This is a genomic window from Lentzea chajnantorensis (assembly GCF_054300775.1).
Genome location: NZ_JBSDZT010000002.1, coordinates 2,777,599 through 2,797,557, shown reverse-complemented (window position 1 = coordinate 2,797,557; position 19,959 = coordinate 2,777,599). Strand labels below are relative to the sequence as shown.

Here is a 19,959-nt window from a genome sequence, read left to right as displayed (position 1 = left end):
GATTGTGGTCTTGTGGGATTGTTGAACAATCCTTACAGTGAGGGCCACATCACACCCCACCACTCCTCCACCACGCTGCGAGGTGTCCCATGAGCACGACCACGACCGAGGAGACAGGGCGCGCTGCCTGGTTCCGCAGTCTCGGCGCGAAGGGCAAGCGCGCCTTCATCGGTGCGTTCGGCGGGTACGGGCTGGACTCCTACGACTACTGGGTCCTGCCGCTGAGCCTGGTCGCGATCACCGGCTACTTCGGCCTCACCAAGGCCGAGGCCGGGTTGCTGGGCACCAGCACGTTGCTGATGAGCGCCGTCGGCGGCGCGGTGGCCGGGGTGATGGCCGACCGGTTCGGGCGGGCGAAGACGCTGGTCATCACGGTGGTGGCGTACGCGTTCTTCACCGTGCTGTGCGGCTTCGCGACGAACTACGAGATGTTGCTGGTGTTCCGGGCGTTGCAGGGCCTCGGGTTCGGCGGTGAGTGGGCGGCCGGGGCGATCCTCGTGGCCGAGTACTGCAAGCCGAAGTACCGCGGCCGCACGGTGGCGTTCGTCCAGAGCGCGTGGGCGGTCGGCTGGGGGCTGGCGGTCGTCGTGAACGCGCTGGTCAGCTCGCTCGCGGACCCGAGCTGGTCGTGGCGGGTCATGTTCTGGACCGGCGCACTGCCCGCGGTCCTCGTCTTCTACGTGCGGCGCAACGTCGACGACGCCCCCGAGGTCGCGGCGCAGCCCCGGCCGCGCGGTACGTTCCCGCAGATCTTCCGGGGGCCGATCCTCAAGACCACGCTGTTCGCCGCGCTGCTCGCGACCGGTGTGCAGGGCGGTTACTACACGCTCGCCACGTGGCTGCCGGCGTTCCTGCAGACCGGGCGCGGGCTCACGGTCATCGGCACCGGCGGGTACCTCGCGTTCCTCATCACCGGCGCGTGGATCGGGTACGTGTGCGGCGGCTACCTCACAGACCGCCTGGGGCGCAAGAAGACCTTCGTGCTCTTCGCGGTCGCCAGCGCGTTGCTGATCGTGGCCTACACGCAGATCCCCAACGGTGCCGACACGTTGGTCATGTTCCTGGGCTTCCCGCTCGGGTTCTGCATGAGCGCGATCTTCAGCGGGTTCGGCAGCTACCTGTCCGAGCTCTACCCCACGCGGCTGCGCGGCACCGGCCAGGGCTTCACCTACAACTTCGGGCGCGCGTTCGGCGCGGTGTTCCCCGGTCTCGTCGGGTTCATGGCCGACCGGCTGGGCATCGGCGGTGCGATGCTGTTCGGAGCGGCCGCCTACGGGATCGCGGTCGTGGCGCTCATCTGGTTGCCCGAGACGGTGAACGAGGAGCTGGGATGACGACGGCGGGCAAGGCACCGGGACTCGCGCAGGCCAACCTGATCTCCGTTCCCAGGGACTGGGCCTACGACTTCCTCCTCTTCACCCACCGCAACCCCAAGCCGTGCCCCGTGCTCGACGTCCTCGACGCGGGCGAGACGGTCAGCTCGCTCAAGCCGGACGCGGACGTGCGGACCCACGTGCCGCGCTACCGGGTCTGGGAGCACGGCGAGCTGGTGGCGGAACCGGAGAACGCGACCGGGCACTGGCGCGCCGACCTGGTGACGTTCCTGATCGGCTGCAGCTTCACGTTCGAGACGGCGCTGAAGAGCGCGGGCGTGCCGCTGCGGCACGTCGAGCAGGGCCGCAACGTCGCCATGTTCGTCACGGACCTCCAGTGCCGGCCGGCCGGACGGCTGCACGGGCCGATGGTCGTGTCGATGCGGTGGGTGCCGGAGTCCCTTGTGGACATCGCGCACAAGGTCACCGCGCTGATGCCGTCGGTGCACGGGGCCCCGGTGGGCACCGGCGACCCGCGCATGCTCGGCATCGAGGACGTGCACGCGCCCGACTTCGGCGACGCGGTGGAGCCGGAACCCGGTGACGTGCCGGTGTTCTGGGCGTGCGGCGTGACCCCGCAGGCGGTGCTGATGCGGTCGCGGCCGCCGTTCGCGATCACGCACGCGCCGGGGCAGATGTTCGTGACCGACATGCCGGACTTCGCCTACCGCGTCGGGTAGGCAGCCGGGGAGGGTGGCGCCTCAGCCGAGGCGCCGCCCCAGGTCGTCCAGGCCGTTCCAGGCCGCGCAGCAGCCGTAGGTCAGCGCCGCCGCCAACGGCCACGCGAGAACCCCCCACCACGTCTCCAGCTGCGGCGCGAACTGCACGACGTCGTAGGGCTGGGCGGTGGCCGGCTGCGGGTACATGCCCTCCACGGTCTTGGTGCCCTGCCACTGCATCAGCGCCGCCGCGCCCAGCGAACCCAGCGTCATCGCGAACATCACGACCGGTCCGCGGCGCTGGCGCAGCATCCAGACCGCGATGCCGGTGACGGTGCCCGCGCCGAGACCGATGACGACGAACACCATCAGCGCGTCCAGCCGGTGGTAGCTCTCCACCCCGAACGGCTGGAAGCCGACACCCTCCTGCGGGGAGGCGACTTTCGTCTGCGGCGGGGCGAGCCACGCCCACAGGAACGCGGCCACCATGCCGAAGACGGACGTCGTCAGCAGCACCGACAGCCCCGGCAGCAGGTCGCGCTTCACGACGACCTTCGGCCGCGGCCGGACGTAGTGGTAGACGTACGGCGGCTCCGGCACGGGTTCGATGCGCACCGGCGCTGCGATGTCGTCCATGTCGCGGAAGGTTACTACCGAGCCGACGTCGTCTCGCCGTGACGGCTGCAGCGCGCCGTCCAGCCGTCCGGGGTCACCTGGACGACCATCCGGCGGGCGCACTCGGCGCAGTAGCGCGGCGGGTCGATCAGGGACAGTCGCTGACGGCAGAACGCGTGGTCGCCGTCAGCTTCCTCTTTGCCGCAGAACGAGCAGTACACGGTCGTGACCATCACAGGGTCTGGCTCAGCGCCTTGATGGGCATCGACAGCTCTTCGAGCATGTCGAGGTCCTGCTGCGCCGGGCGGCCGAGGTTCGTCAGGTAGTTGCCGACGATGATCGCGTTGATGCCGCCGAGCATGCCCTGCTTCGCACCCAGGTCGCCGAACGTCAGCTCACGACCGCCGGCGAACCGCAGGATCGTGCGCGGCAGCGCCAGCCGGAACGCGCCGACCGTGCGCAGCGCCTCGGCGCCCTCGACGACCGGGTAGTTCTCGTACGGCGTGCCGGGGTTGGGGATGAGGAAGTTGAGCGGCACCTCGTCCGGTTCCAGCTCCGCGAGCTGCACCGCGAACTCGGCGCGCTGCGCGAGCGTCTCCCCCATGCCGATGATGCCGCCGCAGCAGACCTCCATGCCGGCGGCGCGGATCATCTTCAGCGTGTCCCAGCGCTCCTCCCAGGAGTGCGTGGTCACGACCTCCGGGAAGTGCGAGCGGGCCGTCTCCAGGTTGTGGTTGTAGCGGTGCACGCCCATCGCCACGAGCTCGTCGACCTGCTCCTGCGTGAGCATGCCGAGCGAGCAGGCGATCTGGATGTCGTTGCCGTCGGCGCGGATGGCCTTGATGCCGTCGCGGACCTGCGAGAGCAGCCGCTTGTCCGGGCCGCGCACGGCCGCGACGATGCAGAACTCGGTCGCGCCGGTGTCGCGGGTCTGCCGCGCCGCGCGGACCAGGCCGGGGATGTCGAGCCACGCCGAGCGCACCGGTGAGGGGAACTGGCCGGACTGCGAGCAGAAGTGGCAGTCCTCCGGGCAGCCGCCGGTCTTGAGCGAGACGATGCCCTCGACCTCGACCTCGGGACCGCACCAGCGCTCGCGGACCTCGTGGGCCAGCGCGAGCAGCTCGGGGACGCGGTCGTCGGGGAGCTCGAGCACCCGCAGGACCTGTGCCTCGGACAGGCCGACTCCTCGTTCGAGCACCTGCTCACGAGCCTCGTCGAGCACGTCGATCCGTTCCGGGGCTGCGGTCACTGTCTCTCCTCCTCCTGTGGCCTGGCGTGCACTATGCCGCACTGAATCCTTCATCGTGCAGCGACGTAGGTCACTGGACCGCGAACTGAGCGGCGAACGTGTCCGGGTCGAACGCACCGCCGAACCAGGGCGAGAACGACCTCCTGGCCACCGCCAGGAAGTCCGGGGCGCCGAGCTTCGTCACCCCCTGCGGGAGCGCGCCGAGCAACGGGGCACCGGCCGCTTCCGGCAGGTCCGCGAGGTTCGTGAGGGACGCGAGGTCGGGGTGCGGCGGCCAGCTGCCCACGACGACGCCGATGGCCTCCAGGCCGCGCCGCTGCAACGCCTCGGCGGTCAGCGCGGTCGTGTTGAGCGTGCCGAGCCCCGCCTGGGCGACGACGAGCACCGGCGCGTTCACCGCCCACGCGATGTCGGCCAGGGTCGAACCGCCCTCGTCGAACCGCACGAGCAGCCCGCCGGCTCCTTCGACGAGCACCAGGTCGTGGTCGGCGTCGAGCTCCGTCACGGCCGCGGCGACGTCCTTGGGGTGCACGGTGGCCATGCCCGCGCGCCTGGCGGCGGTGGCCGGCGCCAGCGGATCGGGGTATCTCGCCAGCTCACGCGTCGTGACGTCGCCAGCCAGCCGCGCCACCTCGGCCACGTCACCCGGCTCGCCGGGCAGCAGACCGGTCTGCGCGGGCTTGAGCACCGCGACCCGTCTGCCCTCTGCCCTGGCCAGCGCCGCGATGCCCGCGGTGACGGCGGTCTTGCCGACCTCTGTCCCGGTTCCGGTGATCACCAGCACGCTCACAGGCACTCACCTTAGAACTTCACCTACGGTGACGGCATGGCTGATGAACCGATCGTGATGTACGGCGCCGAGTGGTGTGGCGACTGCCGCAGGGCCAAGTCGTGGCTGACCCGCAACAACGTGGCTTTCACCTACGTCGACGTGGAGCACGACGACGAGGCGCGGGACAGGGCCGTCGAGATCTCCGGCCGCAAGAACATCCCCGTCGTGGTGCTGCCGAACGGCGAGTTCCTGGTCGAGCCGTCCGACACTCAGCTGGCCGCCGCGATCACCCCGTGAGCGATCTGCGCGATGTCGTCGTCCGTGCTGATGAACGGCGGCATCGTGTAGACGAGGTCGCGGAACGGCCGCAGCCACACCCCGGCGTCCACCGCGGCCTTCGTGGCCCGTGCCATGTCCACGGGCTCGTGCAGCTGCACGACACCGATGGCTCCCAGCACGCGCACGTCCTTCACACCCGGCAACGCGCGCGCAGGCTCCAGTCCGGCTGACAACCCGGCCGAGATGCGTGCGACCTCACGCTTCCAGTTCTGCGACAGCAGCAGGTCGATCGAGGCCAGCGACACCGCCGAGGCGAGCGGGTTGCCCATGAACGTCGGCCCGTGCGCGAGCACCGGCACCTCGCCCCGGCTGATCCCGTCCGCGACCCGCGGCGTGCACAGCGCGGCGGCCATCGACAGGTACCCGCCGGTCAGCGACTTGCCGACGCACATCACGTCCGGGCTGACGTTCGCGTGGTCGGCGGCGAACAGCTCGCCGGTGCGCCCGAACCCGGTGGCGATCTCGTCGAACACCAGCAGCACGTCGTGGGTGTACGCGAGCTCGCGCAGGACGTGCAGGTAGCGCGGGTCGTGGAAGCGCATCCCACCGGCGCCCTGCACGACCGGCTCGACGATGATCGCGGCCAGCTCGTCCGCGTGCTGCTCGACCACGTCCGCGAGGTGCTGCACGTACGCGGTGTCCAGCTCCGCCGGTGGCGCGTCGGCGAACACCTGCGCCGGCAGGACGCCGCGCCACAGCGAGTGCATCCCGCCCTCGGGGTCGCACACGGACATGGGGGTGAACGTGTCGCCGTGGTACCCGCCGCGCCACGTGAGCAGCCGCCGCTTCTCCGGCCGGTTGCGCGAACGCCAGTACTGCAGGCACATCTTCACGGCGACCTCGACCGCCACCGAACCGGAGTCGCACAGGAACACGTGCTCCAGGTCCGCGGGCGTGATCTCGACGAGCTTCGCGCAGAGCCGGACGGCGGGCTCGTGCGTGAGCCCGCCGAACATCACGTGGCTCATCCGCCCCAGCTGGTCGGTGACGGCCGCGTCCAGGACCGGGTGCCGGTAGCCGTGGATCGCGGCCCACCACGACGACATGCCGTCGACCAGCTCGCGACCGTCGGCGAGCGTGAGCCGGACACCCTCCGCGGACTCGACGAGCAGCGGCTCCTGGGTGCCCGGCATCGGGCCGTACGGGTGCCAGACGTGCGCCTGGTCGAGCTTCAGCAGGTCGTCCACCCGCGTGACATTAGGCGAGCTTGACCGGCAGGGTGAGCAGGCCGCGGATCAGCGTGCTGTCCCGCCACGCCAGGGTCTCCGGCTCCGCCGCCAGCGACAGGTCAGGGAACCGGGCCAGCAGCTGGGTGAGCGCCACGTCGAACTCCAGCCGGGCCAGCGGCGCGCCCAGGCAGAAGTGCAGGCCGTGGCCGAACGCCACGTGCCCCTGCGCGGAGCGGGTCACGTCGAGCCGGTCGGGGTTCTCGTACTTGGCCGGGTCCCGGTTGGCGGCGATCAGCGACACCATGACGAGCTCGTCGGCTGGGATCTGCACGCCGCCCAGCTCGATCGGCTCGGTGGTGTAGCGGAAGGTCGCGATGTTGACCGGGCCCTCCAGCCGCAGGAACTCCTCGGCGCTGGCGGGGATCAGCTCCGGCCGGTCCTTCAGGACCTGCAGCTGGTCTGGGTTCTTCAGCAGTGCCAGCACGGCGTTGCCGATGAGGTTGACCGTCGTCTCGTGGCCGGCCACGAGCAGCAGGAACGCCATCGACACGAGCTCTTCGGTGTTGAGCCGGTCACCGGAGTCGTCGGCGTGCACCAGCGCCGAGAAGAACGTGTCGTCCGGTTCGGCGGCGCGGACCTTCTCGACGTGCTGGAACAGGAACTGCGCCATCGCGCCGGCGGCGTGCTGGATCTGCTCGGGCGTGCCGAACGACAGCAGCGTGTTCGACCACCCGCGGAACTCCTCGCGGTTGTCGATCGGGATGCCGAGCAGCTCGCAGATCACCGTGATCGGCAGCGGGAACGCGAACTCCTCCAGCAGGTCCACCTCGTCGCCGTCGTTCATCCGCGCGATCAGCTCTGCCGCGATCTCGTTGACGCGGGGCCGCAGCAGCTCGATGCGTCGTGCGGTGAACGCCTTGGTGACGAGCTTGCGCAACCGGGTGTGGTCCGGCGGGTCCATGTTGAGCATGTGGACCGAGAGCGAGGACTCGAACTCGCCGCGCCGCGCGTCCGGCGGGGTGTGCTTGTCGAAGACGGACCGCCCGACCGTGATGTCCTTGCTGATCCGCGGGTCGGTGAGGGCGATCTTCGCTTCTTCGTGACGGGTCACGAGCCAGACCTTCAGTCCACGGGGCAGGTGGACCTCGTGCACGGGTGCCTCGGCGCGCAGCAGGTCGTGCGCCTCGTGCGGGTTCTGGACGTAGTCGTCGGGCAGCTTGGTGAGTGTTGTCACCCCACCCAGTTAACCCCGTTAACTCCTGGCTCGCCACTCTTTCCCACTCGATCCGGTACGCGCTGTGACGCCACCCCCGGAGGACCGGCGTGACCGTGATCGCGCTGGGGCCGGGCGGTGACGCGAAGATCAGGAGCGGGGGGTAGCGTTCTTTTCGTGGTGGCCCCTGATCCCGTTGACGCCCGTTTGCTGGCCATGCTCGCCGACTCGGGCCGTGCCGCCGTGCACGAGATCGCCCAGCGCCTGGGCATGGACCCGCGCGAGGCCGCCATGCGCCTGATCACCCTGTCCGGCAGCGGTCTGCCGCTGCTCGTCGGTGTGGAGTGCGACCCGAACGGCATCCGGCGCGCGCTGGCGAACGCCGCCGCCTACGGCAACTACCAGGGCCCGCCCCCGTCCGGCGCCTACGCCGTGCACCAGAGCGGACCCCACCACGTGAGCGGCCCGCACCCGGTCGCGCCGCCGCAGCCCCAGCCCGGCCCGCAGTCCCAGCCCTTCCCCGTGCAGCAGCAGCAACCGCCGAACCCGTGGGGCCCGCCGCAGTCCGCGGGCTGGGTCCGCGCCGACCAGCCGCAGCCCCGGCCGATGTCGCGCACCGGCAAGGTCGGCACGACGCTGGAGGCGGACAGCCTGGAAGGCGCCCGCCTGTCCATCCAGCTCGTCGAGGTCGTCGACCCGGCCGACTTCCTGTTCACCGCCGCCGGCTACAAGCTGGCCGAGGGTGAGCGGGCCGTGGTCGTGCACACCGAGGTCACCAACGCCTCGCAGGTCCCGTTCACCTCGTTGCCGGACATGTACCTGGTCCTCGTGACCAGGACCGGCGAGACCGTCACGAAGGCGCCGGTGTCGCTGTCCTCGCGGCCCGCGCACAAGCTCGGCGTGCAGCCGGGTGAGACCGCAGGCGGTCACACGGTGTTCGTGCTGCCGGACACGACGGACCTCACCCAGGTGCGGTGGAGCGTGCGCCCCGAGGTCGACGTCAACACCCTCGTGTGGACCGTCGAGGACTGACCCCTCGCAGGCGCCTCGCGCGTTGTTGGTAGTAGAAAAGTGCCTGTTGATGTTGAGTTGGCGGTACTTGCAGACGCCGTTGGAGCCAGGGGCTGAGGCGGCTTGGACGGAGCGAGCGGGGATTGGTGACCTGCTCAGGACAGCACCGTCAACGCCGCCGCGTGCACGCCCGGTGCGGCAGCCAGGTATTCGCGGGTCGTCAGCTTCCACGGCGTGCCGTCGAGGTCGGTGACGACACCGCCCGCCTCTTGCACGAGCAGCACACCGGCGGCGTGCGCGCGCACGTTGTCGTACTGCCAGTGCAGGTCCATCCGCCCGGCGGCGACCTGGGCGAGCTGGTGGGTCACCGGCACGGAGATCCGCACGTACAGGGCCTCCTTCGCCATCGCGCTGCAGGAGGCGCCGACCCGGTCGGCCATCTCCGGCCCCTGCCCCGGCTGGGCCTGCCCGGTCCCGGCCAGCGCACCGTCCAGCGAGGTCTTCGCGGACACGCGCAGCCGCACCCCGTTGAGGAACGCGCCCTCGCCCTCGGCCGCGGTGAACATCTCGTCGAACAACGGGAAGTGCACGGCGGCCAGCACCGGGCGGCCGTCGCGGACGAGGCTCACGCCGATGTTCCAGTCGGTCATGCCGTGGACGGCGTTCATGTTGCCGCCCACCGGGTCGACGAGCCACCACTCGCCCGGCTCCAGCGGGCCGGAGCCGTGCTCGTCGTCGAGCCAGCGCGCCCGCGGCCGGATCGCGGCGAGCTCGGGGCGCAGCAGGTCGACGACGGCCGCGTCGTTGGCGCGCACGCCGGCGACGACCGCGTCGAGGTCCGCAGCGCGCGACTCCGGCGAGTAGCGCTTGAGCATCCGGGCTCCTGCGCGGCGAACGGCCGCGACGAGTTCCGCGTTCACGGTTCCTCCATACGATGTCTGTTCATGCAAGCGGATCTGAACCTGCTGACCGTGCTCGACGCCCTGCTCGAGGAGGGCAGCGTGATGGGCGCGGCCGAACGGCTGCACCTGTCGTCACCCGCGGTCAGCCGCACGCTGGGGCGGATCAGGAAGGTCACCGGAGACGACATCCTGGTGCGCACCGGTCATTCGATGACGCCGACGCCGTACGCGCTCGGGATCGCCGACGAGGTGCACCGGCTGGTGCGCCAGGCCAACGCCGTGCTGGCACCGAGTCGTGCGCTCGACCTGGCCGAACTGGACCGCACGTTCACCGTGCGGTGCCACGACGCGCTGGCCTCGTCACTGGTGCCGGCGCTGGTCGCCCGGGTCGCGGAACGGGCACCCGGTGTGCGGTTGCGGGTGCTCGCCGAGCACTCCGGTGACACCGACGACCTGCGGCACGGCCGGGTCGACCTGGAGCTCGGCGGCGGCGCACCGGCGTTGCCGGAGTTCCGGTCGGAGACGCTCGGCCACGACCCGCTGGCCGTCGCGCTGCGCCCGGACCACCCGTGCGCGGGCGGGCTCGACCTCCCGGCGTACGCGGCACACCCGCACGTCGTGGTGTCCCGCCGCGGCCGGCTCACCGCGCCGATCGACGACCTGTTGGCAGCGGAAGGCTTGCAGCGCAGGGTGATCGCGACGGTGGCGACCGTCCACTCCGCACTGCAGATCGCGGTCGCGAGCCACGCGCTGGTCACCACCACGGCGATCCTGTGCCGCCCGCTGATCGAGGCGTTCGGGCTCGTCACCCTGCCGTTGCCGGTCGAGTCGCCGCCGGCACCGGTGAACTGCAACTGGCACCAGCGCTACGACTCCGACCTCGCCCACGCGTGGTTGCGCGAGCAGGTGCGGGCGTCATTCGCCGAGGTGGTCCAGCGGTAGCGCGACGGCACCGGCGAACCGCGGCGACTCGGCCTCGTCGAGCATCGCCGCGGCCACGGTCTCGCGGCTGACCTGAGCGGTGAGGTCGAACGGCGGCGCGGCGTCCAGCCCGACCGTGCGCCGCTCGGGGCTGAGCGGCCCGTCGGAGAGCACACCGGCGTGGAAGACCGTGCCACCGGCGGCGAGGACGGTCTCGTCGGCCGCCACCTTGTCGGCGATCCGGTCGCCGAGGAACTCCTCCAGCACACGGCCACCATCACCGGCGGCCGCGCGCGACGGGCCGGTGCCGTACGCGCCGAGCCAGATGACCCGTTCCGGTCCGGCGGCGACGACGGCCTTCGCACCGTCGAGCAGGACACCGGGCCGGTCCGTGCCGAGGCCGGAGAGGACGACGGTGCCCCCGGCGACGGCGAGGCTCGCCGGGTCGGCCACGTCACCCGCGACCTTGCGCAGGTCCGGGTGGTCGAGCGCGATCTTGCCGGGATCGCGGGCGATCGCCGTGACCGCGTGGCCGCGGGCCAGGGCCTGCCGGGTGAGGGCGAGGCCGGTGCGGCCGGAGGCGGCTAGGACGGTGAGGTTCATGCCGAGAACGCTATGAGCGGCACCGATCAACATCAAATGAAACGTCGTCAACCGGTGATTTACCCAGACGCAATCGGCCTGCGGTCAGCCTTCCTCGCGCAGCTGCTCCAGGGACGCGGCGAGGTCCGCCGGGTACTCGGAGGTGTAGGTGACCCACTCGCCCGTGCCGGGGTGGTGGAACCCGAGCTGGCGCGCGTGCAGCCACTGCCGCGCCACGCCGAGCCGCTTGGCCAGCGTGGGGTCCGCGCCGTAGGTCAGGTCGCCCACGCACGGGTGGTGCAGCGCCGAGAAGTGCACGCGGATCTGGTGCGTGCGGCCGGTCTCCAGGTGCACCTCGACGAACGACGCCGCGCGGAACGCCTCGATCACCTCGTAGTGGGTGATCGACGGCTTGCCGGAGTTCATCACGGCGAACTTGTAGTCGTGCTTGGGGTGCCGGTCGATCGGCGCGTCGATGGTGCCCTTGATCGGGTCCGGGTGGCCCTGGACGATCGCGTGGTAGACCTTGTCGACGGTCCGCTCCTTGAACGCGTGCTTGAGCGCCGAGTACGCCGACTCGGACTTCGCGACGACCATCACGCCGGTGGTGCCGACGTCGAGGCGGTGCACGACGCCCTGGCGTTCCGCGGCACCCGAGGTCGCGACCCGGTGACCGGCGGCGGCGAGACCGCCCACGACGGTCGGGCCGGTCCAGCCCGGCGAGGGGTGCACGGCCACGCCGACGGGCTTGTCCACGACGATGATGTCGTCGTCCTCGTGGATCACGACCAGGCCCTCGACCGGGATGGCCTGCACGGTCACCGGCTGCGGCGGGGCCGGCAGGGTGATCTCCAGCATCGCGCCGGCCGTGAGCCGGTCGGACTTGCCCACGACCCGGCCGTCGATCAGCACGTCGTCGGCGTCGGCGATGGCGGCCACCGCGGTGCGGGACAGGCCCAGCAGCTTCGCGAGGCCCGCGTCGACGCGCATGCCGTCCAGACCGTCGGGAATGGGCAGCGTTCGGTATCCGCTCACGCGTCGATCTTCTCCTTGTGAACCGTCCCGTCGTAGTCGTGCTGCAGCAGCGCCAAGACGATGATCGTCGCGCCACCGCAGACGATCGCCATGTCGGCGACGTTGAACACCGGCCACACCTGGCCGAACGGGTCGAACAACGACAGGAAGTCCACCACGTGGCCGCGCATCGGGCCGGGCGCGCGGAACAGCCGGTCGGCGAGGTTGCCGACGGCGCCGCCGAGCACCAGCCCGAGACCGACCGCCCAGGGCGTCGAGCGCAGGTCGCGCGCGATCCAGGTGATGAACCCGACGACCCCGAACGCGATCAGCGCGAGGATCCACGTCCACCCCTCGGCCAGCCCGAAGGCGGCACCGGGATTGCGGACGAACGTCAGGTGCAGCAGCCCGCCGAACAGCTGGATCGGCTCTGACCGCTCCAGGAACGCCACGGAGAGGACTTTCGTGAGGACGTCCAGCGCCAGCACACCGGCGGCCAGCACCGCGAGGTAGGTGGTCCGCGGCTCCGGCAGCGAGCCGGTGATCGAGAACTCGGGTTCGGCGTCCGGCTCGGAGACCGTCAGCGCCCGCTCGGGCTGCTCGATCTCGCGCCGGTCCTCGGCCTCAGCGGTCACCACAGGCGCGACCTGCGGCTCTGCGACCGGTTCCGGCGCGCTGGACTGCTCCTCGGCAGTCTCGTCAGCGGCCTTCGCCGGGGCCTTGGACTCGTCACTCACCAGGTCATTGTCCACTACCTGGACTACGCGAGGAACGGCGGCAGGGTTCGGCTGTCGTCCTCGGCCACCCAGCGGCCGTCGCGCTGCGCGTAGGTCCACTTCGGACCTTCGGTGACGAGAGTGCGCAGCGCGGCCACCAAACGGTCCACGTGCTCGGCCGTCGTCCCGAGACCGATCGACGCGCGCACGGCGCGGTCTTCGTGCGAACCGGCCTTCTTCACCAGACGTCCCACGACCACATGGGCGCAGAACGCGCCGTCACGCACGCCGACGCCGTACTCGGCCGACAGCGCCGCCGCGAGGAAGCCCGCGTCGAAGCCGGGGACCGTGAAGCTCACGACGCCCACGCGGTCGACGTCGGTGAGGATCGAGAGCTCGCGCAGGCCGGGGATGGCGCGCAGGCCGTCCCGCAGCCGCTGCAGCAGCTCCTGCTCGTGCGCGATCGTCTGCTCCCAGTGCCGCGACAGGATCTCGCAGGCCGCGGCCAGCGCGTGCACGCCGATGACGTTCGGGCTGCCCGCCTCGTGCCGCTCCGGCACCGCGGACCACGCGACGCCGAGCCGGTCGCCGTGGTCGGTCACCTTCGCCGTGGCGCCGCCGCCCACCAGGTAGGGCTGGGCCTGCTGCAACCAGTCGGACCGGCCGACGAGCACACCGGCGCCGAACGGCGCGTAGATCTTGTGGCCGGAGAACGCCAGGTAGTCCACGCCCAGCTCACGGGCGTCGATCGGGCGGTGCGGGGCGAGCTGCGCGGCGTCGAGCGCGATGCGGGCGCCGTGCCTGCGGGCGACCTTCGCGAGCTCGGCGACCGGCCACAGCTCCCCCGTGACGTTGGACGCCCCGGTGACGATCACGAGCCGAGGACCGACCGGGGCGGCGGCCAACGCCCGGTCCAGCGCGACGAGTGCCGCGCCGGACGAGGAAGGAGTGGAGATGCGCTGCACGTTCGGCCCGCGCCACGGCAGCAGCGCGGCGTGGTGCTCGCTGTCGAACAGCACGACCGCGGTGCCCTTGGGCACGCTGCGGGCCAGCAGGTTCAGCGCGTCAGTGGTGTTGCGGGTGAAGACGACGGCGTCGGTGGAGCGGGCGCCCACGAACCGCCGGACGCGGTCACGCGCCTGCTCGTAGACGCGGGTCGACACCTGGGAGGCGAAGCCGGCGCCGCGGTGCACGCTCGCGTACCAGGGCAGCAGCTCGTCGACGGCGTCGCGCACCTCCCGCAGGCAGGGGGCGGAGGCGGCGTGGTCGAGGTTGGCGTAGGTGACGCGCTCTCCGGTCACCAGCGGGACGCGCAGGTCGGAACCGACGACGGCGGGAACCTTGGTGGTGGTGTCCGGGGTGATCGCGAGCGTCATCGAGCTGCCTCCTGGGCCGGGGGGCCTTCTCGGAGGCCCGCGCTTGACCGGCGCCCTGCGCGCCGGACCAGGTCCTCACCAAGGGCACCCCACCGCGGTTGGAGGGTTGCCGGCCAGCAAGCTTGGGCTTGACGCTGGCTCTCATGACCTGCCGACGACGTTAGCGGGCGCGTCACGATCCGTCGACACCTGATCACATCGTGAGAAGCGTCGGGGACCGACTATTCGCCGGTCTCGCCCTTCCACCGCGCGTAACGACCGGCCCGGTCCACGGCGCGAACCCGCCGTTCGGTGGCGTCGCGCGCCTCTTCTGTGGTCACGATGAGCAACTGGTCGCCGGTCTGCAGCCGGGTCGTCGGAAGTGGCGTGAAGCTCTTGCCCGAGCGCACCACGAGGCTCACCGTGGCGCCGGTGGGCATGCGCAGCTCGGTCATGTAGACGCCGTGCAGCTTCGACCCGCGCTGGATGTGCACCTGCAGCAGCTCGGCGCCGAGCTCGTCCAGCGGCGAGGAGTCGACCTGGACCTCCTGCGGCTCGCTCGCGTTGACCAGCCCGAGCCGCCGCGCGAGGAACGGCAGCGTCGTGCCCTGCACCACCGTGAGGACGATGACCAGCAGGAACACCGCGTCGACCAGCTCGCGCGCACCCTCGACGCCCTGGATGAGCGGGATCAGCGCGAACACGATCGGCACCGCGCCGCGCAGCCCCGACCAGGAGAGGAACGCCTGTTCCCGCCACGGCACCTTGAACGGCAGCAACGACAGCACCACCGACAGCGGGCGCGCCACGAACGTGAGCACCACGCCCGCGATCAGCGCGGGCACCAGCACGTCGAGCAGCCGGGACGGCGAGGCGTAGAGGCCGAGCAGGACGAACAGGCCGATCTGGGCCAGCCAGCCGAGCCCCTCGGCGAACGACAGGGTGTCGGCGCGGTGCGGCAGCCGGGCGTTGCCCAGGACCAGCGCGGCGACGTAGGTGGCGAGGAAACCGGACGCGTGCGCCAGGTCGCCCGCGGTGTAGGCGATCACGCAGACGGCGACGGTGGCGAGCGGGTAGAGGCCGGTGGCGGGCAGGGCCGCGTGCCGCAGTCCCGTGCCGCCCAGCCAGCCGAGCGCGACGCCGATCAGCGCGCCCGCTCCCAGCTCGTAGAGCACCAGCAGCGGTGCCGTCCACGAGATCTGGTCGGACGAGGCGAGCAGCACGACCGCGATGTAGACGGGCGCGTCGTTGAGGCCGGACTCCAGTTCGAGCGCGCCGGTGAGCCGTGCCCCCACCCCCAGCGACCGCAGGACGCTGAACACGGCCGCCGCGTCCGTGGACGACAGCACCGCACCCCAGAGCAGCGCCATCCGCCAGTCGAGGCCCAGCAGGTGGTGCAGCGCGGTTCCGGTGATGGCGACGCTCACCGCAACGGCCACTGTGGACAGTGCGACGCCCAGCCAGAGCGAGGTCTTGACCGCGTGCCACCGGGTCGTCAGCCCGCCCTCGGTCAGGATCAGCACCAGCGCCGCGATCCCGAGGGACTGGGTGAGGCCGGCGTCTTCGAAGTCGATGCCGAGCACCGACTCGCCCAGGAGCACGCCGATGCCCAGGTACAGCAGGAGTGAGGGCAGCCCGAGGCGGATCGACACCCGGACCGCGATCACGGAGATCAGCAGGACCGCGGCACCGACGCCCAGGACAACCGTGACATCACCCACCCGGACCATTCTGGTTGATCACCACCGAGTTGAACTAATCCGACGCGAAACCGACCTTCGCCCCTAGCGCGGCTCATGCACGGCAGAGCATGTTGATCAGTGGCTCAATCCCTACCCTGCACGGAGTTGAACCATGAGGATCCTGATCGCGCTGGCGGCCGCCCTGACGGTGGCCGGAACCGCGCCGGCGCAAGCGGCCGCTCCGGCGGTCCTGGCAGCACCCGACATCAGCGTCGCGAACGTCCAGGCGCACCTGAACCAGCTCCAGTCGATCGCCACCGCCAACGGCGGCAACCGCGCCCACGGCAGGCCCGGTTACCTGGCCTCGGTGAACTGGGTGAAGGGCAAGCTGGACGCGGCCGGCTTCACCACCCGCGTCCAGTCGTTCACCAGCAACGGCGCCACCGGCTACAACCTGATCGCGGACTACCCCGGCGGCGACGCGAACAACGTCGTGATGCTCGGCGGTCACCTCGACAGCGTCAGCGCCGGTCCCGGCATCAACGACAACGGCACCGGTTCCGCCTCGATCCTGGAGGTCGCCCTCCAGGTGAAGGCCACCGGGTTCGCTCCCACCAAGCACCTGCGCTTCGCCTGGTGGGGCGCGGAGGAGCTCGGCCTGGTCGGTTCCACGTACTACGTGAACTCGCTGTCGACGACCGAGCGTTCGAAGATCAAGACCTACCTGAACTTCGACATGACCGGCTCGCCGAACCCCGGCTACTTCGTCTACAGCGCGTCCGGCCAGCCCTCCGGCTCCCTCGCGCTGCAGCAGCGGCTGCAGGCCGGGTTCTCCTCGATCGGCGTCCAGACCGAGCTGACCAGCGTCGGCGGCCGGTCCGACCACGCCGCGTTCGCCCGCGCCGGCATCCCGGTCGGTGGCACGTTCACCGGCGCCGAGGGCATCAAGACCTCGGCCCAGGCGCAGAAGTGGGGCGGCTCCTCCGGTGTCGCGTTCGACCGGTGCTACCACCGGTCCTGCGACACCTCGGCCAACGTCAACGCGACCGCGTTGGACCGCAACGCGGACGTGATCGCCTACACCCTGTGGGCGACGGCGGCCTGATCGCGTTCTGAACACCCGCACGGCCGCACCGGGTCCTGCCCCGGTGCGGCCGTGCGGCGTTGTGGCCCGGTTCCAGTGCACCCCTGCTGCGTTTGCCCCTGTTCGCGGCGGCGCCCGACCGCGATCATGGGCCGGTGACCGGGGTGGGGGCGCAACGGGTTTTCATCAGCTACTCACGGCGGGAGTTCCACTTCGCCGAGGAGGCGGCGGCCGTGCTGGGGGCGCGGGCCGGCCTCGACCCGTGGCTCGACGTGCAGCGGCTGCGGCCGGGCACGGACTGGGCCGCGGCACTGGACGAGGGCCTGGAGCAGGCCGACGCGCTGCTGTTGCTGGTGTCGCCGGCCGCGCTCGCCTCCGCGTACGTGCGCCACGAGTGGACGCGCGCGCTGGAGCGCGGCATTCCCGTGCACCTCGGAGTGGTCGAGGCCGCCGTGCTGCCGCAGGAGCTCGCCGGTCTGCCGGTGCACGACCTGCGCACCCGGTTCTGGGACCGGACCGCCGGGCTCGCGGTCGCCATCGCGTCCGGACGGGCGGAACCCGGTGGCAGCGCGCCACTTCCGAGCCGGTGGGGGTGGCCGCGGATGCCGGTGCCGGTGCTCGCGGTGTTCCTGCTGCTGGTGGTGACGACCGCCGTCCTCGGGTGGGCGTTCGCGCTGCTGGCGGTGACGGACGTGCGGATCACCGGGCTCACGTTCGACCCGTTCGGCGGCACCGGGTGGACCCGGCAGAGCGCGTTGCTCGCGTTGCGGCAGAAGTACTGGCTGACGATGCTGTTCCTGTTCACGGGCTTGACGGCGATGGTGTTCGCGGCGCTGACCGGGGTGGTCCTCGCGGGCGCCGGTCTGCCGCGGCGGCGCAGCCGGTCCAGCGCGTTGCTGTTCGCGTTCACCTCCGCCGCCGGATCGGCGCTGGCGCTGGGCTACGTGGCGCAGGTGGTCGTGGGGACCGTGCCGTTGCCGGGGCTGCCCGACCACGTGTTCCTCGACCGGTCGCTGCGTTACGAGCTGTACGCCATCCCGCCGGAGGTGGCCGGTGCGCTGGAGACGATCACCGTGCTGCTGGTCGTGGTGGTGCTGTGCGGTCTGGCGGGCACGGCCCTGGTGCTCCGCTCCCGTGTCCTGCGGCTGTGGCTGCCGACCGGCTCGGGCACCCGCCGCACCCGCCTGCCGCCCATGACCCGCGCCGAGCACCGCGAGCTCCTGGCGGGCTGGCCCGCCTACCACGAGGCACTTCCTGCGGACCGGAAGGGCCGCAACCCCTGGCTGGTCCTCACCCAGTTCCTGGCGCAGCGCGGCGTCCCGTCCGAGTCGCGGGACGGGCCGTCCGTCGGGGTGCGGTGCCTCGCGCCCGCCGACGAGCCGGTCGCCGACGAGATCAGGGCGGCCTGCCTGCGCGCGGGCCTGACCACGTCCTCCTCGCCCCGCTGGACCCTGGTGCTGGTCAGTGCGCAGGTCCCGTGGGAGGAGGCGGCCGAGGCGATCCGCTCGCTCGGGTCCGGCGCGATCGGCGTGCTGCTGGACCCGCTCGTGTTGCCCGCCGACGACGAGGACCTGCGCCGCCACCAGTGGCTCGACTTCCGCGAACGCCGCTCCGACACCCTGCTGTTCCTGCTGTCGTCGTTGCGCTCACCGGCCGCGGCCGCCGTCGAGGACGGCATGGCACCGACCCCGCTCGTCCCCAACCGGTTCCTCGCGCCGCCGGAGGTCCGCGCGTTCCTGCAGTACGGCCGCACCCTGCCCGCGTTCGCCGCGGCTTTCGCGGTGGTGTACCTGGCCTTCCACCCGTCGGCCTGGCAGTCGGCCGTGCTGTGCGCCCTGGCTGCGCTGCTGGTCTGGCGCCACACCGCCCTGAACCGCGGGGTGGTGACGCGGCGGTGCACCGCGACCGCCTTCCGCCGCGGTTACTGGTCGGCCTGGCTGCTCTTCGCGCTGTGGACCGGCGTGGCGGTGTCACTGCTGTGGACCCCGGTCGACGGCGTCCAGCCCGGCCGCGGCAACCCCGCGGTCCTGTACCCGATCGCGCTGGTGCTGCTGGTCGTGCTGCTGGCCGACACCGTGCTCTTCGCCCTCTACCTGCCCCTGCGCACCCGCTGGCTCCCCCTCGCCGTCGCGGGCGGACCACCACCGCGCACCCGGACCGACGCCTGGACGGTGTTCCCGGCCCTGACGGCCGCGGCCGGTGCGATGGCGGCCATGTCGGTGCACCTCGTGGGGCTGCCCTAGCCGCGCCGGAGCAGGACCTCCACCGCCTCGTCGACCACCGGCTCGACCAGCTCCGGCGACGTCACCCACATCTGCGCCTGCCCGAGGTAGAGGCTGAACGCGATCAACGCCCGCTTCCTCGCCTGCTCCCGCGCGAACCCGAGCTGCTCGAACAGCACCGCGAGGTAGGCGATCCGCTTCTCGGTGACCCGCCGCAGCACCGGCGCGATCACCTCGTCGTCGGCGCCGGCCTGCAACGCCATCTCCACCGACCCCTTGTGGGTGCGGTCGAGCACGGTCGCGAACAACGTCCTGAGCCTGGCCTCCGGCGTCAGCTCCGCCTCGACCAGCTCGATGACCTTCTCGGTGTGCTCGCGCTCCCACCGTTCGACGGTGGCCCTGAGCAACTCCTTCCGGCTCTTGAAGTGGTGGTAGACGCTGCCCTTGGTGGCGCCCTCCCTGGCAGCGAGCGGCTCGATGGCGACGGCACCCAGCCCGCCTTCCGCCAACGCTCTCAGCGCTTTCTCAGTCCAGTCGTCACGAGTCCTCCGCACCACGGTTCCATACGCTACCGTACGTTCCAGGAACATACGCCACCGCATGGAGGGGGATCACCATGATCAGGAACGTCCACTCGCGGGACCTCGGCGTGCCGGCCGGTCCGTTCGTCGAACGCATCCAGGAGCTCTGGCCACCCGCCTGGGGCAGGCAGGAGTTCGACCGCCCGCTCGGCGTCGGCGCCGACGGCGGCCACGGCCCGATCCGCTACCACTGCACGGAGCTCATCCCCGGTTCGTCGATCACCTTCGCGTTCGCGAGCGGCGAGGGCACCCACACGTTGTCGGCCGCGGGCACCGTCCTGACCCACGAACTGGTCGGCGAGTTCGCCCCGCTCACCCGCCTGCGCTGGGCGCTGGTGGTGCGGTGGCTGCACGACGCCTGCCTGGAGGACCTCCTCGACGCCTGCGAACGCGCAGCCGGCCGCGAACCGGCCCGCCCGGCCCGGTGGTCACCCTGGGTGCGGCTGCTGCGACAGGGCCTCGGGATGCTGACGAAGCGTCGCGCAGTGCGGGTGTGAGGC

21 protein-coding genes and 1 riboswitch are annotated in these 19,959 nt (G+C 71.5%); of the genes, 8 read left to right on the top strand and 13 right to left on the bottom strand.

All coding sequences use genetic code 11. The annotated features are described in order from the left end of the window. Positions 1-89 precede the first annotated feature (89 nt). The gene (locus ACVDFE_RS14525) at positions 90-1,334 is read left to right on the top strand and encodes an MFS transporter (protein ID WP_458430745.1); all 1,245 of its coding nucleotides are present in this window, start codon (positions 90-92) and stop codon (positions 1,332-1,334) included. Continuing rightward, complete coding sequence (locus tag ACVDFE_RS14520; protein ID WP_458430744.1) at positions 1,331-2,053, top strand: putative hydro-lyase; 723 nt, start codon at positions 1,331-1,333, stop codon at positions 2,051-2,053. Before ACVDFE_RS14525 ends, ACVDFE_RS14520 begins: the two co-directional genes overlap by 4 nt. 21 nt (positions 2,054-2,074) lie before the next feature. Here ACVDFE_RS14520 and ACVDFE_RS14515 read toward each other — a convergent pair whose 3' ends face one another. The 4 genes from ACVDFE_RS14515 to bioD all read right to left on the bottom strand — a co-directional run bounded on the left by ACVDFE_RS14515 (position 2,075) and on the right by bioD (position 4,686). Continuing rightward, positions 2,075-2,668: a DUF2567 domain-containing protein gene (locus tag ACVDFE_RS14515; RefSeq protein WP_360390441.1), complete on the bottom strand. Its 594-nt coding sequence runs from the start codon at positions 2,666-2,668 to the stop codon at positions 2,075-2,077. 14 nt (positions 2,669-2,682) lie between these two features. Next, complete coding sequence (gene bsaP / locus ACVDFE_RS14510) at positions 2,683-2,880, bottom strand: biotin synthase auxiliary protein BsaP (RefSeq protein WP_360390444.1); 198 nt, start codon at positions 2,878-2,880, stop codon at positions 2,683-2,685. Then, the gene (gene bioB / locus ACVDFE_RS14505; protein ID WP_360390446.1) at positions 2,880-3,896 is read right to left on the bottom strand and encodes a biotin synthase BioB; all 1,017 of its coding nucleotides are present in this window, start codon (positions 3,894-3,896) and stop codon (positions 2,880-2,882) included. The genes bsaP and bioB overlap by 1 nt, the downstream gene beginning before the upstream one ends. A gap of 70 nt (positions 3,897-3,966) precedes the next feature. Next, complete coding sequence (gene bioD / locus ACVDFE_RS14500) at positions 3,967-4,686, bottom strand: dethiobiotin synthase (RefSeq protein WP_360390448.1); 720 nt, start codon at positions 4,684-4,686, stop codon at positions 3,967-3,969. Positions 4,687-4,722: 36 nt separating this feature from the next. Between bioD and ACVDFE_RS14495 the strand changes: the two genes are divergently transcribed. Beyond that, positions 4,723-4,965: a glutaredoxin family protein gene (locus ACVDFE_RS14495; protein WP_360390450.1), complete on the top strand. Its 243-nt coding sequence runs from the start codon at positions 4,723-4,725 to the stop codon at positions 4,963-4,965. Here the strand turns inward: ACVDFE_RS14495 and ACVDFE_RS14490 are convergent. Both ACVDFE_RS14490 and ACVDFE_RS14485 read right to left on the bottom strand, forming a co-directional pair. Continuing rightward, positions 4,938-6,140, bottom strand: a complete 1,203-nt coding sequence (locus tag ACVDFE_RS14490) for an adenosylmethionine--8-amino-7-oxononanoate transaminase (protein ID WP_458434335.1) — start codon at positions 6,138-6,140, stop codon at positions 4,938-4,940. The genes ACVDFE_RS14495 and ACVDFE_RS14490 overlap by 28 nt on opposite strands. Before the next feature lie 64 nt (positions 6,141-6,204). After that, complete coding sequence (locus ACVDFE_RS14485) at positions 6,205-7,410, bottom strand: cytochrome P450 family protein (RefSeq protein ID WP_360390453.1); 1,206 nt, start codon at positions 7,408-7,410, stop codon at positions 6,205-6,207. 156 nt (positions 7,411-7,566) lie between these two features. Between ACVDFE_RS14485 and ACVDFE_RS14480 the strand changes: the two genes are divergently transcribed. Beyond that, complete coding sequence (locus ACVDFE_RS14480; RefSeq protein WP_458430743.1) at positions 7,567-8,421, top strand: AsnC family protein; 855 nt, start codon at positions 7,567-7,569, stop codon at positions 8,419-8,421. A gap of 134 nt (positions 8,422-8,555) precedes the next feature. On the opposite strand, the gene ACVDFE_RS14475 is transcribed toward ACVDFE_RS14480, so the two are convergent. After that, the gene (locus ACVDFE_RS14475) at positions 8,556-9,320 is read right to left on the bottom strand and encodes an inositol monophosphatase family protein (RefSeq protein WP_360390458.1); all 765 of its coding nucleotides are present in this window, start codon (positions 9,318-9,320) and stop codon (positions 8,556-8,558) included. Between the two features lie 24 nt (positions 9,321-9,344). Here ACVDFE_RS14475 and ACVDFE_RS14470 point away from each other — a divergent pair, with 24 nt between their 5' ends. Next, the gene (locus tag ACVDFE_RS14470; RefSeq protein ID WP_458430742.1) at positions 9,345-10,244 is read left to right on the top strand and encodes a LysR family transcriptional regulator; all 900 of its coding nucleotides are present in this window, start codon (positions 9,345-9,347) and stop codon (positions 10,242-10,244) included. Here the strand turns inward: ACVDFE_RS14470 and ACVDFE_RS14465 are convergent. The 5 genes from ACVDFE_RS14465 to ACVDFE_RS14445 form a co-directional block, all read right to left on the bottom strand. Beyond that, positions 10,218-10,826 (bottom strand): NAD(P)-dependent oxidoreductase, encoded by a 609-nt coding sequence (locus ACVDFE_RS14465; RefSeq protein ID WP_458430741.1) that lies wholly within the window; start codon positions 10,824-10,826, stop codon positions 10,218-10,220. The two genes, ACVDFE_RS14470 and ACVDFE_RS14465, sit on opposite strands and share 27 nt — an antisense overlap. An 84-nt stretch (positions 10,827-10,910) precedes the next feature. Continuing rightward, positions 10,911-11,795 (bottom strand): RluA family pseudouridine synthase, encoded by an 885-nt coding sequence (locus tag ACVDFE_RS14460; RefSeq protein WP_360391465.1) that lies wholly within the window; start codon positions 11,793-11,795, stop codon positions 10,911-10,913. A gap of 41 nt (positions 11,796-11,836) precedes the next feature. Further along, complete coding sequence (gene lspA / locus ACVDFE_RS14455; RefSeq protein ID WP_458430740.1) at positions 11,837-12,556, bottom strand: signal peptidase II; 720 nt, start codon at positions 12,554-12,556, stop codon at positions 11,837-11,839. Between the two features lie 23 nt (positions 12,557-12,579). Next, positions 12,580-13,911 carry an aminotransferase class V-fold PLP-dependent enzyme gene (locus ACVDFE_RS14450; RefSeq protein ID WP_458430739.1) on the bottom strand — a complete coding sequence of 444 codons (1,332 nt, stop codon included), beginning with the start codon at positions 13,909-13,911 and terminating at the stop codon, positions 12,580-12,582. Positions 13,912-13,945: 34 nt separating this feature from the next. Next, positions 13,946-14,060: riboswitch (SAM riboswitch) on the bottom strand. Positions 14,061-14,132: 72 nt separating this feature from the next. Then, positions 14,133-15,611 carry a potassium/proton antiporter gene (locus ACVDFE_RS14445; protein WP_360390472.1) on the bottom strand — a complete coding sequence of 493 codons (1,479 nt, stop codon included), beginning with the start codon at positions 15,609-15,611 and terminating at the stop codon, positions 14,133-14,135. A 133-nt stretch (positions 15,612-15,744) separates the two neighbouring features. On the opposite strand from ACVDFE_RS14445, the gene ACVDFE_RS14440 reads away from it, so the two are divergent. Together ACVDFE_RS14440 and ACVDFE_RS14435 are read left to right on the top strand one after the other, a co-directional pair. Continuing rightward, entirely contained in the window at positions 15,745-16,677 is a 933-nt protein-coding gene (locus ACVDFE_RS14440; RefSeq protein WP_458430738.1) for a M28 family metallopeptidase, read from the top strand. 134 nt (positions 16,678-16,811) lie between these two features. After that, positions 16,812-18,899: a toll/interleukin-1 receptor domain-containing protein gene (locus tag ACVDFE_RS14435; protein WP_458430737.1), complete on the top strand. Its 2,088-nt coding sequence runs from the start codon at positions 16,812-16,814 to the stop codon at positions 18,897-18,899. Here the strand turns inward: ACVDFE_RS14435 and ACVDFE_RS14430 are convergent. Then, a complete protein-coding gene (locus ACVDFE_RS14430) occupies positions 18,896-19,432 on the bottom strand; it encodes a TetR/AcrR family transcriptional regulator (protein WP_458430736.1) in 537 nt (178 codons plus the stop codon). The two genes, ACVDFE_RS14435 and ACVDFE_RS14430, sit on opposite strands and share 4 nt — an antisense overlap. 62 nt (positions 19,433-19,494) lie before the next feature. Between ACVDFE_RS14430 and ACVDFE_RS14425 the strand changes: the two genes are divergently transcribed. Next, positions 19,495-19,956 (top strand): SRPBCC family protein, encoded by a 462-nt coding sequence (locus ACVDFE_RS14425; protein ID WP_458430735.1) that lies wholly within the window; start codon positions 19,495-19,497, stop codon positions 19,954-19,956. Positions 19,957-19,959 lie beyond the last annotated feature (3 nt).

Coding starts and splice junctions, on each gene's coding strand:
- ACVDFE_RS14465 (WP_458430741.1), bottom strand. CDS start 10,826: ATGAACCTCACCGTCCTAGCCGCCTCCGGCCGCACCGGCCTCGCCCTC.
- ACVDFE_RS14440 (WP_458430738.1), top strand. CDS start 15,745: ATGAGGATCCTGATCGCGCTGGCGGCCGCCCTGACGGTGGCCGGAACC.
- ACVDFE_RS14515 (WP_360390441.1), bottom strand. CDS start 2,668: ATGGACGACATCGCAGCGCCGGTGCGCATCGAACCCGTGCCGGAGCCG.
- ACVDFE_RS14495 (WP_360390450.1), top strand. CDS start 4,723: ATGGCTGATGAACCGATCGTGATGTACGGCGCCGAGTGGTGTGGCGAC.
- ACVDFE_RS14450 (WP_458430739.1), bottom strand. CDS start 13,911: ATGACGCTCGCGATCACCCCGGACACCACCACCAAGGTTCCCGCCGTC.
- ACVDFE_RS14520 (WP_458430744.1), top strand. CDS start 1,331: ATGACGACGGCGGGCAAGGCACCGGGACTCGCGCAGGCCAACCTGATC.
- ACVDFE_RS14460 (WP_360391465.1), bottom strand. CDS start 11,795: ATGCGCGTCGACGCGGGCCTCGCGAAGCTGCTGGGCCTGTCCCGCACC.
- ACVDFE_RS14470 (WP_458430742.1), top strand. CDS start 9,345: ATGCAAGCGGATCTGAACCTGCTGACCGTGCTCGACGCCCTGCTCGAG.
- ACVDFE_RS14525 (WP_458430745.1), top strand. CDS start 90: ATGAGCACGACCACGACCGAGGAGACAGGGCGCGCTGCCTGGTTCCGC.
- ACVDFE_RS14490 (WP_458434335.1), bottom strand. CDS start 6,140: ATGCCGGGCACCCAGGAGCCGCTGCTCGTCGAGTCCGCGGAGGGTGTC.
- bsaP (WP_360390444.1), bottom strand. CDS start 2,880: ATGGTCACGACCGTGTACTGCTCGTTCTGCGGCAAAGAGGAAGCTGAC.
- ACVDFE_RS14425 (WP_458430735.1), top strand. CDS start 19,495: ATGATCAGGAACGTCCACTCGCGGGACCTCGGCGTGCCGGCCGGTCCG.